Consider the following 16,583-nt stretch of genomic DNA (forward strand, 5'->3'; position numbering starts at 1 on the left):
CGCCGCAGCAATGCTTTATCGTGGAATCTCAGTCGCAGAGACCTTCGGGGCTAAGGGGCGATCCCGTGCGCCGTCTGCTCGAAGCCCTGGAAGCCATGGCCTATGAAGGGACGCGCGCCACTCTGCTGCGTGGCACGCCATGGGCCAGCGGCATGTTCGAGGGCATGCGCTACGAGGTGGTGCTCATCATCCCCGGTCCCTTGGCGATGAGCTGCGCCGACCGGCTACGCCGGACGCTCCACGAGGCGGAGTTCGCGATCGGCGGGTACATCGTCGCCGACGCGGTGGTGGACGATGCCTATGCCACGCATGAGGCAGCTATCGTCACTGTGTCCGCGCTGGTTTTGCGCGACGCCTGACGGGTTCGCAGCAAGCTGGAGGGTCAGCGGCCGGTCATCTGTTGCAGGCTGTTGAGCGCGGCACGCAAGGCAGCGTCAATATCCTTGTCGACATCGCTGCGCACCGCGACCGGCGGGACGGGCGGAATGTCCGCGAGCACGGGCATGGCATCTTCGCCTGTCCCGCTCGATATCGCCGGAGCACGGCCGGTTTCCGCAAGGACGTTCGCCACGCGGCGCGATGCCGCAGCGGCCTGCGCCAGTGCCTTTCGGCGGGCGATGCCTTGTTCGAACCGGTCGACGAGTTCGCCAAGGCTGAGCCCGTCGAGCGACACGCGGACCACGGCGTCATCCTGCGCCACGATCGCCTCGGTCAGCAGCACATGATCGTCCAGCGGTGCCGGCGCGCGCGGCATGACGAACCCTTCGCCATGATCGGAGGGCGCGGGGTCCGGTCCGAACAGCATCTCGTCCGGTGTTGGCGCCTCCGCTACTGCCGCTTCCGGTATTGCCGTTTCCACAGGCGCTTCCGTGGCATCAGGCGCAGGCGGCGCCAAAGGCCGGGTGAACGGTTCCGTCCCGTCGAAATCGCGGCTGGCGAAAATGGGGCGGCGCGCAGGCGCATCCGGGTGCGAATCGGCACGACGCAGGACCGGCATCGGTTCCACGGCTTCAAGCCCGGTCACGGTTGCCCGACGGCGGCCGCCGCGCGTGAAGCTGGTCAGTTTCGACAGTGCAAAACCCATCTTGCCTTCTCCCTTGTCCGGTTCCCCGGCATCCTCTTCATCGTCCGATATGTCCGGCGTGCCTTGCGCCGATAGCGCCAGCGCCAGGCCGACGCCCAGCATGCCGGCGAAACCGGCCAGTACGCTCCGCGCGGTGTGGCCAAGCGGCGGCGCGGCGGCAGGCATGATTTCCGCAAGGCCCGTCGATGCGACGAGCATTTCGAGCAGCGGCACCGGCACGGAGAGCATGACGAGCGCCGCGGCACTGCCCGACAGCAGGGCCATCAGGGGACGGCGGCGCATCACGCGGCGCGCTCCACGCGATAGTCGATCAGCAGCCGCTGATAGACCGGCTCATAGCGCATCACATTGGCAGCCCAGTTGCGTTCCTGCTCCACGAACCGGCGGGCGACGGCGCGGCGCGCATCCCAATGGCTGCGGTCCGCGAACAGACGCGCCAGCGCGGCGGCAATCGCCTGCGGATCGTCGGGCGGGAACAGCGTACCGGTGAGGCCGTCGCTGATGAGTTCGCGATGCCCGCCGACGCTGGATGCCGCAACCAGCCGCCCCTGCGCCATGGCTTCCAGCGGCTTGAGCGGCGTCACCAGCTCGGTCAGCCGCATCGCCTTGCGCGGATAGGCCAGCACGTCGATCAGGCTGTAATAGTTCTCGACCGCATGATGAGGCACCCGGCCGACGAAGCAAATATGCTGCGCTACCGGTGATGCCGCCGCCTGCTGGCGCAAGGCATTCTCGCAGGGTCCGCCGCCGACGAGCAGCAGCTTTGCCGCAGGGCGCCGTGCAACCAGCATCGGCATCGCGGCAATCAGATCGTCCAGCCCTTCATAATCGTAGAAGCTGCCGATGAAGCCGACGACTTCGGCGTCGTCCAGGCGAAGCGCGCTGCGCAGCGCCGGATCGGGAGGGACCGGCGCGCCAAACATCTCCATGTCGACGCCGTTGGGCGCTATGGTGATCTTTTCGGCGGGAATGCCGCGCCCGACCAGATCATCCTTCAACCCCTCGCAGATCACGATCACCGCATCGGCCGCCCGGACTGCATGGCTTTCCAGCTGCCGGGTGAGCCAGTATTTGGGGGAGCCTTCGCTGCCTGTGCCGTTGCCGACAGCGGCATCTTCCCAGAAGGCGCGAATCTCGTACACGAACGGCAGGCCGTGTCGGCGCGCAACACGCCCGGCGGCCAAGGCGTTGAGCACCGGCGAATGGGCATGGATCAGATGCGGCTGCCAGTCGCGCACGACCGCATCGGTCGCTTCGGCCAGCGCCGCGACTTCGCGCCATTCGCGGATGAGGCCCTGCCCCGGCGCGATGTCGCCCGCAGTGCGGTGAAAGGTAAGGCCATCGACAGTTTCGACCGGCGGCCCATCGGCGCTGTGCCGTCGCCCGGTGACGCCACGGACCATCCAGCCCTGCGTCATCTGCGCGCGCAGGATGGCGCGCGTGCGAAAGCTGTAGCCGCTGTGCATCGGCAGGCTGTGGTCGAGGACATGCAATATGCGGGTCATGGCCCCTGTGATTTGCCGGAAAAAGATTAACGGCCCGTCAACCTCGATCGGCTAGTCCCGGACAGCCATGGCAAGGAAGCGCAACGCCTCGTGATCGACACATTTTCCCTGATGGTCAGTCACGGCCTTATCCTGATCGCGCTGTGGCGGCTGCTGTCCCGCCCCGATCTCGATCGCGAATCCATGCTTCCTGACTCTATGCACACCGACGGCGCGCCGACCGACGCGCAGGACGGTGCCGATGCGTGATATTTTCTTCCTGGTGTTTCTTGCGGGCTTTTTCGCGCTCGGCCTGAAGCGCGGATTTCTGCTGGTGCTGGCCTATGCGTATATCGACATCGTTTCGCCGCAGCGATTGTCCTATTATCTGCTCAACAGCATACCGATTTCCGCCATCGCTTTCGGCCTTGCCGTCCTTGGCTGGCTGATCGCCGATGACAAGGCCGAAACGCGGCTTTCGTGGCGGCAGATGCTGATGCTCGTCCTGCTCGGCTGGTGCGGCTACACGACATGGCACGCCGATTATCCCATAGAGGCGCTCACCAAGTGGGACTGGGCGTGGAAGGCACTGATCTTCGCAATTTTCCTGCCGCTCACCTTGCGCACGCGGCTGCGCATCGAGGCGCTGGCGCTTGTCATGGTGCTGTGCGCCAGTTCGATCATCATCACCGGCGGGATCAAGACATTGCTGTCGGGCGGCGGCTATGGCGTGCTGAACCTGATGGTGAACGACAACAGCGGCCTGTATGAAGGCAGCACCATTTCAACCGTAGCCATTGCCATCATCCCACTGATCCTTTGGCTGACCCGGCATGGCACGATCTTTCCGCCAGACCGGCCCGTGACATTGTTCGGATGGGCGTTGTACGGCGCCTGCCTGCTCATCCCGATCGGCACCGAAACGCGCACCGGCCTGTTGTGTATCGTGATGCTCGGCGGACTGATGCTGATGCACATGAAGCGTCGGGTTCTCTACGGCGCCCTGTTGGCGATCGCGGCGGTCGCCGCAATTCCGTTCCTGCCGCAAAGTTTTACCGCGCGGATGGATACGATCGAGAATTATCAGGCCGACGAAAGCGCCTCCACCCGTGTCGCCGTGTGGAAATGGACGATCGATTATGTGAAGGACAATCCCTGGGGCGGCGGCTTCGACGCCTATCTCGGCAACAGCTTCCGTTATGAAGCGCGGCAGATGGCGGGGCCGCCCGGGGCGCAGGTGGTCGAGCGGCAAATCATCGTCGACAAGGGCCGTGCCTATCACAGCGCCTATTTCGAGATGCTGGGCGAACAGGGCATTCCCGGCTTTCTGCTGTGGGTGCTGATCCACGGCCTGTCGCTGGCCCGCACCGAATGGATACGCCGCGCCTATCGCCCGCGCACCGGGCCCGGCCATGCATGGATATCGCCGCTCGCGCTGGCGTTGCAGCAGGGGCATCTCATCTATCTGCTGGGCGCGCTGTTCGTCGGCATTGCCTATCAGCCTTTCATATGGATGCTTCTGGCGCTTCAGATCAGCCTGTCGACTTATGTCGCGCGGCAGCGGCGGCATGAAAGCGCGGTGCCCATCTTTGCCGCGCGCACGCCCGTCAAGAGTGCCGTGGCATGACAGGTGAACTGCGCAGCCTGACCGCCGCGCGCGGCATCGCGGCCTGGCTCGTCGTCGTCTACCATATCCGCAGCGGCACGCCATGGCTGCCGGACTGGCTGATGGCTGTCGCACACAAAGGCTATCTGGCCGTCGACTTCTTCTTCCTGCTGTCGGGTTTTGTCATCTACCTTTCGGCGCATCGTGCCTTCCTGCGTCAGGGGCATGCCGCGATCGGGCCGTTTCTGATCCGCCGCGCGGCACGCATCTACCCCCTCTACGGGGTAATGCTGGGCCTCACCGTGCTGTTCGCGATCGCCCTGGAAGCCAGCGGCAGGCAAGCGGACGGTTATCCCTGGCGCGAGTTGCCGCTGCATGTCGTCATGATGCAGAACTGGGGCTTCACCGATGCGCTGAGCTGGAACCATCCGGCCTGGTCGATCAGTGCGGAAACGGCCGCCTATCTTGCCTTTCCGTTGCTTGTCCTGCGGACGCCTATCGCCCGCGCGCGACGGCCTCACCTGCTGGCGGCGATCGCGGCGGTGCTCGCGCTGCTTGCCGCCACGCTCGAATGGGCAGGCGCCACCACGCTGGGCACTGATATCCCGCGCTTCGGCCTCATCCGTTGCCTTGCCGAGTTTGCCGCTGGCGCGATGCTGTGTGCCTTCTGGCTGCGGGGACCCGACCGCGAACCCATGGCGCTCATCCTCTCGGCGGGCGGGGTGCTCTTGTGCTGGGGCTTGTGGTTGTCGGGTTATGCTTCGGAACTGTGGGCCTTCCCGGCCGGTGCCGCCTGCCTCATACTGGCCCTCGCCCATGCGTCCGCGCTGCCGCACAATCCGTTACACGCCCGCGCCTTCCAGTGGCTGGGCGAAATCAGCTATGCCACCTATCTGTCGCATTTCATGCTCTACATCTGGTTCAAGATCGCCTTTGTCGATGACGCCGACAACGTGGCTCCCGCGGTGATGGCCCCCTATCTCATGATGACTCTCGCCCTGTCGGCGCTGCTCCATTACGCCGTCGAAAGACCCGGGCGCGACTGGATGAGCGGTGCCCTTAAAGGGGCCGGAGGCGGAACGAAGGCCGCCGGAGCGGGTTGAAAAGCAGGACTGGCCGCAAGCGCTCGTGCCCGCTAAAGCCATCCTCGCCCGACAATCGCTTCCGAAAGATCGCATGACTGCTGCCAAGACCACGCCCAAGGAACCGCTGGTCGAAATCAATGCCCGGCCGCCCGACATCCAGCATATGTGGGACAGTACGCTGCGCTGGTTCGATCTCCACGGGGTCGAGATACTGGTCGCGGCCGGGTTCGGTTTCCTCATCTATCTTGCCCTGGGTGGCATAAAGCGGCTGGCACAGCGCCTGCGTGACCGCGACGGCGATGCCGCCAGTTTCGCTACCGTGATCGGCAAGGCGTTCAGCCGGACTACCCATTTCTTCATGATCATGGTCTCCGCCCGGCTGGTCGCGGGTTATGCCAATCCGCCAGACCTGCTGCTGCGGACCATCCAGTTCCTGTTCACCGTCGCCGCCGTGTTCCAGGGCGCAATCTGGCTGCGCGAGATAATCCTGGGCCTGATCGAGCGGCGCACCGGCGAGGACAATGGCAGCGACACGCTGAGCAACGCCATGGGCATCATCCGCCTGCTGGTGACGGTCGCGCTGTTCGCCATCGCGGTGATCGTGGTGCTCGACAATCTCGGCGTGAATGTGACCGGCCTCGTCGCCGGCCTCGGCGTCGGCGGCATTGCCATCGGTCTCGCGGCGCAGGGGATATTCTCCGATCTGTTCGCTGCCCTCTCGATCATCTTCGACAAGCCCTTTCGCAAAGGCGAAACGATCAACTATGACCAGACGACCGCAACGGTGGAGCGCATCGGCCTGAAAAGTACGCGTCTGCGCGCCGTGACAGGCGAGAAGAAAGTGATTTCCAATGCCAATTTGCTGCAAAAGGAAATCACCAACTATCAGCATCTCGACCATCGCCGGATCAAGTTCACGATCGGCCTTATCTATCAGACCGACCCGATGCTGGCGGAGCGCGTACCGGCAATATTGCGCGAAGTCGTCGAGAGTTTTGACGGCATTTTCATCCGGTGCGGCCTCATCGCCTTCGGCGCAAGCAGCCTCGACTATGAGCTGGAGTTCGACGTTTATTTGCCCGACTGGGACGAAATCTACAAAGTCCGGCACAAGGTCGGCATCGCGATCCTGAAACGGTTCCACAAGGAAGGGCTGGAGTTCGCCTATCCGACCCAGACGACCTTTACCGCCGACCCCAACGGCAAGATGATCATGCCCTATGCGCCGGTGACGCCAGCGCGCGACGCGGCATCATGATGCCATCCACGCGCGCGAGGTTCGCAGCAACTCAGCCGCGCGGGCATTGAGATCGGGGAATCCCTCACGCAAGGCGCGGGACCGTTCCTCGATCGCGATCGGCAGGGCAGGCGGCAGGATGTCGGCCAGATCGTTGAGCGGCAGACCACCCGCGCCCATCGCCACGCGCCCGTCGAGCGCCTCTTCCAATATGGCGGCGGCATCGGCAGGATCGGCACCGGGATCGGGCGCATCGCACAGCTGGGCATAGCTCAACCATCGCGACGGGATGGCCGCCACATCTGCGAGCGTACCGCCCGAACGGCGCCAGTGCAGACTGTCTATCAGGAGGCCCCCGACTGGCGATCCGATTGCGTCGAGGATTCGGCTCGCCTGCTGGATCGTCTTCACCTCGGTGAAAATCCCGAACTCCAGATTGATGCGGATCGGCGCGTCACCGACATGATCCATCAGCAGGGCCAGCTTGTCCCGCGTAGCCCCCTCATTCGGGTCGCTGCTGACGCACAGGACGTTCCGCGCGCCCAGCTCCAGCCCGATGTCAACGATGCGCAGATGATCGGGGTTCGGCGGGCCGGGCTGTATCCAGACGACCTCGACATCGAGCAGTGGCAGTCCGGTGGCGGCGAGTGCGGCCTTGACCTCGCGTGTCGTCTGCGCCGTCCAGTCCGCAGCGTCGATCCACATGCCGCCATAGTCGAAGCCCGCACGCGCCGCCGCCTCGACCAGTTGCAGCGGCGTCGCTTCCGGCATGATGCCCGCCGCCATCGACAACGGATGCTGGCGGGGCATGCGGTCGCTCACTCCTGCGCGGACATCGCGGCGGCGACTGACGCCTCGATCGCCGCCTTTGTCGGATTGCCGCGCAAGATGAGGCCACCGTTCACCTGCATCGTCTCGCCGGTCATGAAGCATTCGTCGCTCGCCAGCCAGACACAGCCTGCGGCGATATCATCCGACGTGCCGTAGCGGCCCAGCGGATAGCCTTTGACGAACGCGTCCATCAGCCCCGGCACGGCGGCTGCCTCGGCCGTCATCGGCGTTTCGGTGACGCCGGGCGAAATGCTGTTCACACGGATGCCCAGATGCCCGAACTCGTTGGCGACGGTGCGCAGCATATGGTCGGTCCCTGCCTTGGTCGCCATATAGGCGGCATGGTCGTGGAACATGATGGTGGCGGTGGCGGAGCTGATCTGAACGATCGACCCGCCGGTCTTCTCCATCACCGGGATCAGCGCCTGCACGAACTGGAACGGCCCGCGCAGTTGCAGCGCATACATCCGGTCAAAATCCGCGTCGGTGGTTTCCAGGAACGGCTTCAGCAGGCCCCAGCCGGTGGCGTTGACCGCAATGTCGATGCCACCCAGCGCCGCGCAGGTTGCATCGACCATGGCGAAGATGCTGGCACGATCGGAAAAATCGCAGTCCACCGCCACGCCGCCGATTTCGGCCGCCAGACGATCAAGGACCGCACGGTTGCGCCCCGCCACGGCGACCCGCGCCCCTTCCGCCGCGAAACGCCGGGCAATCACCTGCCCCATATTGCCCTCGCCCGCCGCGCCGACGACCAGGGCGGTCTTGCTCGCCAGCCGCCCGCTCATATGAACTCCTCCGGTCGGGGCGTTCGGCGCAGCGCCTGCCCCGCCGTCACGTCGATCCGCTGCCCGGTCACGAACGCCTCGTCGCTCGCCAGCCACAGCGCGGTGCTGGCGATATCCTCCACCGTCGGGAAGCGGCCAAGCGGCATTTCCTTCAGGAACGCATTGGTCACGGCGGGAACGGCGAAATAATCCTCCGTCATCGCGCTTCTGGTGAAGCCCGGTGCCAGACTGTTGACGCGGATGCCGCGCGCACCCAGCTCATTGGCCGCAACCCGGACATAGACGTCCGCGCCGCCCTTTGACCCGGCATAGGCGCCCAAATCCGGCGCCTGCACGAGCACGGTCAGCGACGAAGCCGTTACGATCGATCCACCCTGCTGCATGGCCAGCGCCATATGCTTGATGAACAGGGCAGTACCGACGAAGTGGATTTCGGATTGGTGGCGCAACTGCTCCGCCGTGACGTCGAGCACGGACGCCTGGCTGCTCTGACCGGCATAGTTCACCGCGACATGCAGGCCGCCAAAATGCTCCACGGCCGCCTTGGCCAGCGCGGCGACCGATGCCTCGTCGGTGATGTCGCAGCCCACGCCGATACCGCCAAGCTCCGCCGCGATATCCGCCACGGCATCCTTGCGTCGTGCCGCAAGAACAACTTTTGCCCCTTCCTCGACAAAACGCCGGGCGGTCGCCGCGCCCATGCTGCGCGCGTCGGATGCGCCGAGGATCACCGCAACCTTGCCTGTCAGACGTCCCATCAGATTTCCTCGCTGTCGAGCATGGTGAACCGGCGGTAGGCAAAGCCCCAGACGCCGTCGCGCTTGATATATCGATCCTCATACTGGCCGAGCACGCGCAGCCTTTGACCATCGGCCGTTCGCGCGAGCTCGCTCGTATAGGACCGCCCGGTTGCCACATCGCCGGCAATGACGACATCACCCTGGGTGACGTGCATCACGACGAAGGGGAATCCGGCCATCGCCTCCTTCCACGCCGCAACGATTGCCTCGCGTCCTGCTATGGTGTCGGGGCCGAACAAGTACCATTCGGCATCCCTGTCCCAGGATGTCGACCACAGACCGGCGTCACGGCGATTGACGCCATCGACATAGCGGGCGAGCGCCGCGTTGATCCCCGCCATGTCTTCCGCGAAACTCATTCGTCCCATCTGCCATCGGGCAGTTCGCCGGGTATGCCGCAAGCGTCGTTCAGCAGTTCGTGGAACCGCTGTATCCGCTTTTCCTGCCCGGATATGATGCCGCCCTTATAGCCCATGGAGTGCAGGCCCTGCTGCTGCCCCACGGCGATCGTCATGTCCTGATCCGCGACATAGCCGAGCGTCGCCTCGCCATAGATAATCGTTTCCCGCTCGCACGATTTGAACGGGCGCGGGCCGACCGGCGTTATCACTTCGTGACGACCCTTGACCGGCGGCATCATGTACCAGTGGTCGAATATGCACTTTTCAGGATCGGTCGGGTGCGGTTCGGACCGTAATATCTGGAACCCGTCCGGGCTCATGGTGATCGTGGTGTTGGGCCATAGCGTGTAGTGATAATAGTCCGTGAGCTGGCTGTCGCTCATGCTTTCGAAGTGGACGAAGCCCCGCTCCGGCCCGAGCTTCCGCTTGGCCTGCTGGATGGCCACTCTTGCCTGTGTCGCCCGGTCCACGAAATCCGCCGGGTCCAGCCCCCATTCGCGCAGGACATCTTCGACCAGCGGCTGCATGGCATCGGGATAATCGAGCCGCTTTGACGGGTGGCACCCCTTCTGCACCATGCGGTTGTGCCCGCTCGGGTACATTTCGAAACTGGTATCGGTATATTCGTCGTCGATGAAGCTCGCCAGTTCCGGGTGGAGCGTCGGCAGATGATAGCTTTCGTTGAAATTGTCGCGGATGATCTTCCAGTTGCAAGGGATCTCGCATCGCACGTCGAGCACGCGGACCATCGTTTCCATGCGGTATCCGGCAAGCTGTTCGGGCAGCGGCGCCAGCCATTCGTGCAGCGGTTGCGCGTTCCGGTCCATGTTGAACCACACGAAGGGCCCCCATGTATCGACGGCAATCTCGGTCAGATGCGCCTTGCCGCAGGGATTGCCATTGGGGAAATCCTCCGCGTCCTGCGCGAACAGCAAGGTGCCGTCCTTCCCGAATTGCCAGCCATGATAGGAACAGGTGATTTTCTCGTTATGCCCGACATCGGACCACAGCAGCCGGTTGCCGCGATGGACGCAGGCGTTGAAGAAGGCACGGATGGTGCCATCGTCCTGCCGCATCATGATGACGCTGTCGCGCATCAGATTATGGGTGATCCAGTCGCCCGGCTCCTCCAGATCGGCAAGCAGCCCGCCGATATGCCAGACCTTGCTGAACACATGCTGCCATTCCGCCCGCGCCCACGCCTTGCTGTAATAGCGTTCGCCGGTAATCGGATCGCCGCGCACCGGGGGGTCATAAGCCTCCAGCGTCCGGCCCAGAAAATGCTCCTTGGTCACTCCACTCTCCACCATGCATGGCATTTTGAAAGGGAGGGTAGCATGAAGAAGGGGCGCGCAAACTCGGCTTTGTGCTAGTCTGGCGCGACGAACTAGCGGAAACGCAAGTCGCGGTCCGGCAGACGCAGGCCTAGCATGCTCCCTTCAATGCCTTTCGCCACGACAGGACCGCCATGCCCGAAATGAACCGTCGCTTTCTGCTCGTTGCGCGTCCCGACGGGATGCCGAAGCGGGATGATTTCAGGCTGGTCGATGCCCCCCTGCCGCCACTCGCGCCGGGGCAGTTCCTGATCCGCAATCATTATGCGTCGCTCGATCCCGCGATCCGCGGCTGGCTGGACGATGCGCCAAGCTATCTGCCGCCGGTGGCGCTGGGCGATCCGGTACGGGCGACAACCGTCGGTGTCGTGATCGCCAGTGAAGCGGAAGGCTTCACACCGGGCGACTGGGTGATGGGTCTCAACGGCATCGAAACGCATTCGGTTGCGCAGGCAGGCGGCTTCACCCAGGTCGTGGACATTGATGCGGTGCCATCGCCGACGCATTTCCTCTCGATCCTCGGTGCGGTAGGCCTGACGGCCTATTTCGGCGTGACGGAGATATTGCAGCCCAAGGCCGGACAGACATTGCTGGTGAGCGGCGCGGCGGGCGCGGTGGGATCGCTTGTCGGGCAACTGGGCAAACGCGCGGGATGCCGCGTCATCGGCATCGCAGGCGGCCCGGCCAAATGCGCCAGGCTGACGGATGATTATGGCTTCGACGCGGCCATCGACTATCGCGGCAAGGATGGCGAGGCGCTGTCCGCCGCGATCGGGCAGGCTGCGCCCGACGGCATCGATCTGGTATTCGAAAACGTCGGCGGTATGGGCCTGGACGCGACGCTGCTGCACATCAATCAGCATGCGACAGTGGCGCTATGCGGGCTGATTTCCGAATATAATACGGCGCATTACGGCACGCGCAACCTGTGGCAGCTGATCGTGAAATGCGCGACGATCCGGGGGTTCCTCATCAGCGAGTTTCTCGATCGCTTTCCGGAAGGCGCAGCGGCGATGGCCGGGCTGGTGCGCGAGGGCGCGCTGCGCTTCGACGAGCATATCGACGAGGGGATCGATAACGCCCTGCCCGCCTTCCTGCGGCTGTTCGAAGGCTCCAATCAGGGCAAGATGATCCTGAAGCTCGCCTAGTTCGCCCGCCCGCGCCGGATCAGCCCGCGAACAGATGCGGCGCGCGGCCGCGGACGCCCGCCTGAACCTCGAACAAGCTTCCGGAATCGGGTTTGGCGTCCGGTTCGCCCGAGGCGGAGGTGACGAACATCCGATCCAGCTTCCGACCCGCAAAGGTCATGTCGGTAATGCGCCCGGCCGGCAAAGCGATGGCGCGATCGAAACGCCCGTCCGGCAGGAAACGGCTGATCCGCCCGCCGCCCCAGTGCGCGATCCAGATGCCACCCTGGGCATCGGTGGTCATGCCGTCCGGCGCCCCCATTTCCTCGGTAAACTGGGTGAATATCCGCTTATTGTGCAAAGTCCCGTCAGGATGGAGGTCCAGCGCGTAACAGATCCTGCGACCTGAATCATTGTGATACATGGTCCGTCCGTCCAGGCTGAACGTCGGCCCGTTGCAGGTCTTGTAGCCCGTGTCCTGACGCGACCAGCGCAAGTCGGGATCGAGGCGATAGAGCGAGCCGCCCGCCTCCCCCAGCGTTCCGGCCCATATCCGGCCCCAGCGATCGACCTTCGCATCGTTCAGCCGGTTTTTGGGATAGTCCGGCTCCGGGTTGCCGATCGTGGTGATCTCGAACGGATCGAGGCGCAGTATCGCGAAGCCGCGCTTCAACCCGACGATGAAATCGTCGCGCCCCTTGCGCTCGATCACCCAGCCGATGGTTTCCGGCATCGGCCAGCTACGGATAGCGCCGGTGCCGACGTCCATCGACCACAAGGTCGGCTTCAATATATCGATCCAGAAAATTGCGTTGCGCCGCGCCGACCAGGTGATCCCTTCGCCCAGGCTATCACGGACATCACGCGGGATGATCCGATAGCCTCCGTCCTTCGCCATTTCGGCCGCCGACACGCGCCGACCGTGGCCGAAAATGGCGGCAGTTGCAGCTATCCCCGCGATCACTGCACGGCGGTCCGGGTCGTGCGCGAACGGCATATCCATCTCCTTCATCGGCCGCCATCGGGAGCGACGCTTTTTCCTATCATGCGCTGAGGTAGACGCTTTGCGAAAGACAAAAAATGCGACCCCCGCTCACTATTTGAGACGGCGCGTTTTCTGTCATTTTTTGCCGTTGGCGCGGTGGATTGGCATGGTAGAGCAAAAAGCCTAACGGCGCGCAGACCGCCATCGGAGAGGATCAGACCACCGTGCGAACAGGCGGCAACGACCGGCGGCGTTACAGACTTCATCACTTGGCAGGCATCGGCACGGCCATAAGTCTTGCATGGGCACTGGCGTCCGCTCCAGCCTGCGCAAGAGACGCCGCACCCGGCGATTGGCAAAGCTATGGTCGCGACGCGGGCGGCACCCGCTTTTCACCTCTGGCGCAGATTACGCCAGCCAATGTCGCGCGCCTTGCGCGCGCGTGGACATTCGACATGCGACCGCCCGAAACGCCGCAGGCGCGTCTTGCGGTAAGCCAGATGACCCCGCTGGCGATCGACGGCATACTCTATCTTGCAACGCCTTATAGCCGGATCGTGGCGCTCGATGGCGACAGCGGGCGCGTGATCTGGACCCATGTGCTGCCCGATGGCGATCAGGTCGGCGGGCGCGGCATGGAATATTGGGCAGGCGACGGCAAAGTCGGGCCGCGCCTGTTCTACGGCACGCGCGGGGGCCTGCTGGGCGCGATCGACTTGCGCAGCGGAAAGCCGGCACCCGGTTTCGCGACCGTCAACCTCAAGACGGCCGACGTCATGAATGGCATGCCCGATGCCGCCTACGCCATCAACAGCGCGCCTGTGGTGGCGGGCAATGTCGTCATCACCGGGTCACGCGTCCAGGAATCGCCTGCGATCGGGCCGAACGGCGATGTTCGCGGATGGGATGCCCGGACCGGCAAGCTGCTATGGACATTCCATTCCATTCCCCGGCCGGGTGAGCCGGGACATGGAAGCTGGACCGACGACGGGTGGAAGCGTCGGTCGGGAGTGAATGTCTGGAATCTCATGAGCGTGGACCGGGAACGCGGCATCGCTTTCCTGCCCTTTGCGGCCCCTGCCTATGATCGGATCGGTGTCGATCGCAAGGGCGCCAATCTGTTCAGCAGCACGCTGGTTGCCGTCGATGTGCGGACGGGCAGATATCTGTGGCATTTTCAGGCGGTGCATCACGACATATGGGATTATGACTTGCCCGGTCAGCCGACCCTGTTCGACGTAAAGCGCAACGGGCGGACGATCCCGGCGGTTGCCGCCGTCAGCAAAACAGGCTTCATCTTCCTGCTCGACCGGCGCAATGGCAAGCCGATCTACAAGGTGACGGAAATGCCCGTGCCGCCCAGCAGCATTGCAGGCGAAGAAGCCTCGCCGACCCAGCCCGTGCCGAGCGCACCGCCTTCGATCAGCCGCCAGTCGATGACGCTGGACGACATCGCCACGCTGACGCCCGAGCATCGCCAATACTGCCTCGACCGCATCAGGGACGAAAAGCTGACGTTCGCCGCGCCGTTCGAACCGCTGCGCAGCGATCATCCGACCATCCGTTTTCCGGGGAGCGGCGGCGGCCCCAATCTGGGCGGCGGCACATTCGATCCGCAGCTTGGCTATTACATCATCAACACCACCGAAGTTGCCAGCGTGGAGCAGATGGGCCGCGACCCGCAGGGCAACTGGTACAATGTCGGCAAGGGTCCGGGTGCCTTTGCCGACCGCGGCCGCCGGTGGATGTGCCACACGCCGCCCTGGGGTCAGATATCCGCCGTCAACGTGCACGACGGTACGATCGCGTGGCAGGTGCCGCTGGGCGTGACCGACAGCGCGCCTGCGGGTAAACAGGCGACCGGGCGACCCAATATCGGCGGGCCGATGGCGACCGCTTCAGGGCTGGTTTTCGTAGGTGCGACGGACGACGCCCGATTCCGGGCGTTCGAGAGCCGATCGGGCAAGGAGCTGTGGACGATGACGCTGGAGGCAGCGGCGCATGCCACCCCCATTACCTTCACCGGCAAGAGCGGGCGGCAGCATGTGGCGATAGTGTCGGCAGGCGGCAGCTATCTGAACAGCCGCGCGAACGTCAGCCAGCTCGTCGTGTTCGCCTTGCCCCAATGACGGTCAGCGGCGGGGCATACATGTGCCACCCCGCCGCCCGTCGAACGATGGAGTTATTCGTCAGAAAGTCTTCTTGCGGGCGTCTTCGATGATGCGCTTGGCGCGGACCGGATTGAATATGCCGCAGGAGCAGAAGCGGCTGAGCGCCGCCGTCACCTGATCGGGTGTCCTGCGGTTTTCCTTTACAAAGTCGATCATCTTCTTGGCGAGCGACTGGCTGATCATGCCGTGGCCGCACATGGTCGACAGCGCCAGGACATGGCGGTTGGGCGCATTGTCCTGTATCCCTTCGAAGCCGAGCGAATAGCCGACGCTGTGCCGCGTCAGTCCCGCCGCCTTGCAGCAGTTCATGGCGTTGTCGATCGACGTCGATATGTTGATGCTGAGGCCCAGATCCTCCTCGACCAGCCGCCGGACGAACGCCTCGGCATCTTCCTTCCGCGCGAACACCGCCGAAAAGGTCGTTGCCTTGGTCGCACCCTCGATCACCTTGCGGAAATCGGGTGTCGTCGGCCGCGTGCCGAAATGCTCGATCGCCTTGCTATGTTCGGTGGGGCGGATCGCCCCACCGTTCATTGCGTCGCCGATGTTGACCGGATTATATTCGGTCGCCAGTTCCAGAAATCGCCGAAGCGCCGGAAGGGGATCGCCGGACTGCCCCCCGCCCTTGGCGGGCAGCGCGAAGATAATGTAATCGTCTACGAAACTTTCGGCCGTACCATAGCGATGCAGGGTGTTCGTCATGCCGTCATCGCTCCATTCATGGCACTGCGGGTAACGCCGCTTTGCGGGCTGGCTTCCAGTTCCCGGATCACCGTGCGGCCAAGGCCGATATTGGTCTTGGCGCGCTTCAGATTGTAGCCGAGCTTTTCAAGGATCGGCGCAACGACGCGCTCCTCCCCGTCATCGTCGCAGCGGGTTCCGACCCCCAGCACGACGATCGTGTCGATCTTCTTCTCGACGGCCCAGACTGCGCGGATGATCTCTTCCGTCCGCTCGACCGGAACGGTGATTTCAAGAATGGCCGACAGAACCTTCTCGTCCAGAATATCCTCGCGGATCTTTCCGGTCTCGACGTCGCTCATCATGGCGGTGACGGGGTTCTTGGGCTGGATCTTCACGCCCAGCGCAGCCAGCGTCATGCTCATTTCCTGGATCTGGCGGAAGCGCGCGCCAACGCCGGGGCGACCGAACTCGATCGTGAACCCGACCATTCCCACGGCCACACGATTGGAGACGTCGTTGGTCTTGACCTCCTCCGTCCCGCGACCTGCGACACCTGTCGATTCATGGGGGACACGCGGGTCGGAAAAGGCGCGGCGGACGACCCGCGGCCAGCTCAGCTCATCGGGCACGATGGCGTCGGTCGGGCAGATATCGGGATCAGGTTCAAACCGCATCAACAGCTTGGACATCAGCCGCCGGGTCGCCCGCACTGTCTTGGGGGGCAGGTGCTCTTTGCTCAGGCCATTGTAACAGGCGTAGCATTCCACGCATTCGTCGCGGTTGATCGTTGCCTTGCGCGTGGCGGGATCGATGAAGATCGCCCCCATAGGGCACACATAGGTACAATTGCCGCATGCCACGCATTTTGTTTCGCTGATTTGCATAAGGTCACGTCACTCCCGAAACGGCTCGGCTGAAATGTTGCATACAACATTATTCATATGTATGCATTGAACGAATTATCCC

The 16,583-nt window shown here is 63.9% G+C and carries 17 protein-coding genes; 7 read left to right on the top strand and 10 right to left on the bottom strand.

The window, feature by feature from the left end; translation table 11 throughout:
* Positions 1–65 precede the first annotated feature (65 nt).
* Positions 66–359, top strand: coding sequence for a hypothetical protein (locus ENE74_RS12250; protein WP_127691229.1), 294 nt, complete (start codon positions 66–68; stop codon positions 357–359).
* A gap of 23 nt (positions 360–382) precedes the next feature.
* Here the strand turns inward: ENE74_RS12250 and ENE74_RS12255 are convergent, their stop codons facing one another.
* Complete coding sequence (locus tag ENE74_RS12255) at positions 383–1,366, bottom strand: hypothetical protein (RefSeq protein ID WP_241241975.1); 984 nt, start codon at positions 1,364–1,366, stop codon at positions 383–385.
* On the bottom strand, positions 1,366–2,589 hold the full coding sequence (locus ENE74_RS12260; protein WP_127691230.1) for a TIGR04063 family PEP-CTERM/XrtA system glycosyltransferase: 1,224 nt from the start codon (positions 2,587–2,589) through the stop codon (positions 1,366–1,368). The genes ENE74_RS12255 and ENE74_RS12260 overlap by 1 nt, the downstream gene beginning before the upstream one ends.
* 90 nt (positions 2,590–2,679) lie before the next feature.
* On the opposite strand from ENE74_RS12260, the gene ENE74_RS18265 reads away from it, so the two are divergent.
* The 4 genes from ENE74_RS18265 to ENE74_RS12275 all read left to right on the top strand — a co-directional run bounded on the left by ENE74_RS18265 (position 2,680) and on the right by ENE74_RS12275 (position 6,517).
* Positions 2,680–2,838, top strand: a complete 159-nt coding sequence (locus tag ENE74_RS18265; RefSeq protein WP_164847461.1) for a hypothetical protein — start codon at positions 2,680–2,682, stop codon at positions 2,836–2,838.
* The gene (locus ENE74_RS12265) at positions 2,831–4,195 is read left to right on the top strand and encodes a putative O-glycosylation ligase, exosortase A system-associated (RefSeq protein ID WP_127691231.1); all 1,365 of its coding nucleotides are present in this window, start codon (positions 2,831–2,833) and stop codon (positions 4,193–4,195) included. The genes ENE74_RS18265 and ENE74_RS12265 overlap by 8 nt, the downstream gene beginning before the upstream one ends.
* A complete protein-coding gene (locus ENE74_RS12270) occupies positions 4,192–5,277 on the top strand; it encodes an acyltransferase family protein (protein WP_127691232.1) in 1,086 nt (361 codons plus the stop codon). The genes ENE74_RS12265 and ENE74_RS12270 overlap by 4 nt, the downstream gene beginning before the upstream one ends.
* Positions 5,278–5,350: 73 nt before the next feature.
* Positions 5,351–6,517 (top strand): mechanosensitive ion channel family protein, encoded by a 1,167-nt coding sequence (locus ENE74_RS12275; RefSeq protein WP_127691233.1) that lies wholly within the window; start codon positions 5,351–5,353, stop codon positions 6,515–6,517.
* Here ENE74_RS12275 and ENE74_RS12280 read toward each other — a convergent pair.
* Genes ENE74_RS12280 through ENE74_RS12300 form a run of 5 tightly spaced genes read right to left on the bottom strand, consistent with a single transcriptional unit; the run spans position 6,512 to position 10,611 of the window.
* Entirely contained in the window at positions 6,512–7,306 is a 795-nt protein-coding gene (locus tag ENE74_RS12280; RefSeq protein ID WP_127691234.1) for a sugar phosphate isomerase/epimerase family protein, read from the bottom strand. The genes ENE74_RS12275 and ENE74_RS12280 overlap by 6 nt on opposite strands.
* A gap of 8 nt (positions 7,307–7,314) precedes the next feature.
* Positions 7,315–8,115, bottom strand: a complete 801-nt coding sequence (locus tag ENE74_RS12285; RefSeq protein WP_127691235.1) for an SDR family NAD(P)-dependent oxidoreductase — start codon at positions 8,113–8,115, stop codon at positions 7,315–7,317.
* Positions 8,112–8,873, bottom strand: coding sequence for an SDR family NAD(P)-dependent oxidoreductase (locus ENE74_RS12290; protein ID WP_164847462.1), 762 nt, complete (start codon positions 8,871–8,873; stop codon positions 8,112–8,114). Before ENE74_RS12290 ends, ENE74_RS12285 begins: the two co-directional genes overlap by 4 nt.
* The gene (locus ENE74_RS12295) at positions 8,873–9,274 is read right to left on the bottom strand and encodes a nuclear transport factor 2 family protein (RefSeq protein WP_164847463.1); all 402 of its coding nucleotides are present in this window, start codon (positions 9,272–9,274) and stop codon (positions 8,873–8,875) included. The genes ENE74_RS12290 and ENE74_RS12295 overlap by 1 nt, the downstream gene beginning before the upstream one ends.
* A complete protein-coding gene (locus ENE74_RS12300) occupies positions 9,271–10,611 on the bottom strand; it encodes an aromatic ring-hydroxylating oxygenase subunit alpha (protein WP_241241976.1) in 1,341 nt (446 codons plus the stop codon). The genes ENE74_RS12295 and ENE74_RS12300 overlap by 4 nt, the downstream gene beginning before the upstream one ends.
* 173 nt (positions 10,612–10,784) lie before the next feature.
* On the opposite strand from ENE74_RS12300, the gene ENE74_RS12305 reads away from it, so the two are divergent.
* Positions 10,785–11,798 carry an NADP-dependent oxidoreductase gene (locus ENE74_RS12305; protein ID WP_127691239.1) on the top strand — a complete coding sequence of 338 codons (1,014 nt, stop codon included), beginning with the start codon at positions 10,785–10,787 and terminating at the stop codon, positions 11,796–11,798.
* A gap of 19 nt (positions 11,799–11,817) precedes the next feature.
* Here ENE74_RS12305 and ENE74_RS12310 read toward each other — a convergent pair whose 3' ends face one another.
* Positions 11,818–12,789 carry an SMP-30/gluconolactonase/LRE family protein gene (locus ENE74_RS12310; protein ID WP_338142988.1) on the bottom strand — a complete coding sequence of 324 codons (972 nt, stop codon included), beginning with the start codon at positions 12,787–12,789 and terminating at the stop codon, positions 11,818–11,820.
* Positions 12,790–13,031: 242 nt separating this feature from the next.
* Between ENE74_RS12310 and ENE74_RS12315 the strand changes: the two genes are divergently transcribed.
* Positions 13,032–14,891, top strand: a complete 1,860-nt coding sequence (locus tag ENE74_RS12315; protein ID WP_127691240.1) for an outer membrane protein assembly factor BamB family protein — start codon at positions 13,032–13,034, stop codon at positions 14,889–14,891.
* Positions 14,892–14,951: 60 nt separating this feature from the next.
* Here the strand turns inward: ENE74_RS12315 and ENE74_RS12320 are convergent, their stop codons facing one another.
* Both ENE74_RS12320 and ENE74_RS12325 read right to left on the bottom strand, forming a co-directional pair.
* Positions 14,952–15,635: a hypothetical protein gene (locus ENE74_RS12320; protein ID WP_127691241.1), complete on the bottom strand. Its 684-nt coding sequence runs from the start codon at positions 15,633–15,635 to the stop codon at positions 14,952–14,954.
* Positions 15,632–16,501, bottom strand: coding sequence for a DUF362 domain-containing protein (locus ENE74_RS12325; RefSeq protein ID WP_127691242.1), 870 nt, complete (start codon positions 16,499–16,501; stop codon positions 15,632–15,634). Before ENE74_RS12325 ends, ENE74_RS12320 begins: the two co-directional genes overlap by 4 nt.
* Positions 16,502–16,583 lie beyond the last annotated feature (82 nt).

Source organism: Sphingobium algorifonticola (assembly GCF_004005485.1).
Classification (GTDB): Bacteria; Pseudomonadota; Alphaproteobacteria; order Sphingomonadales; family Sphingomonadaceae; genus Sphingobium; species Sphingobium algorifonticola.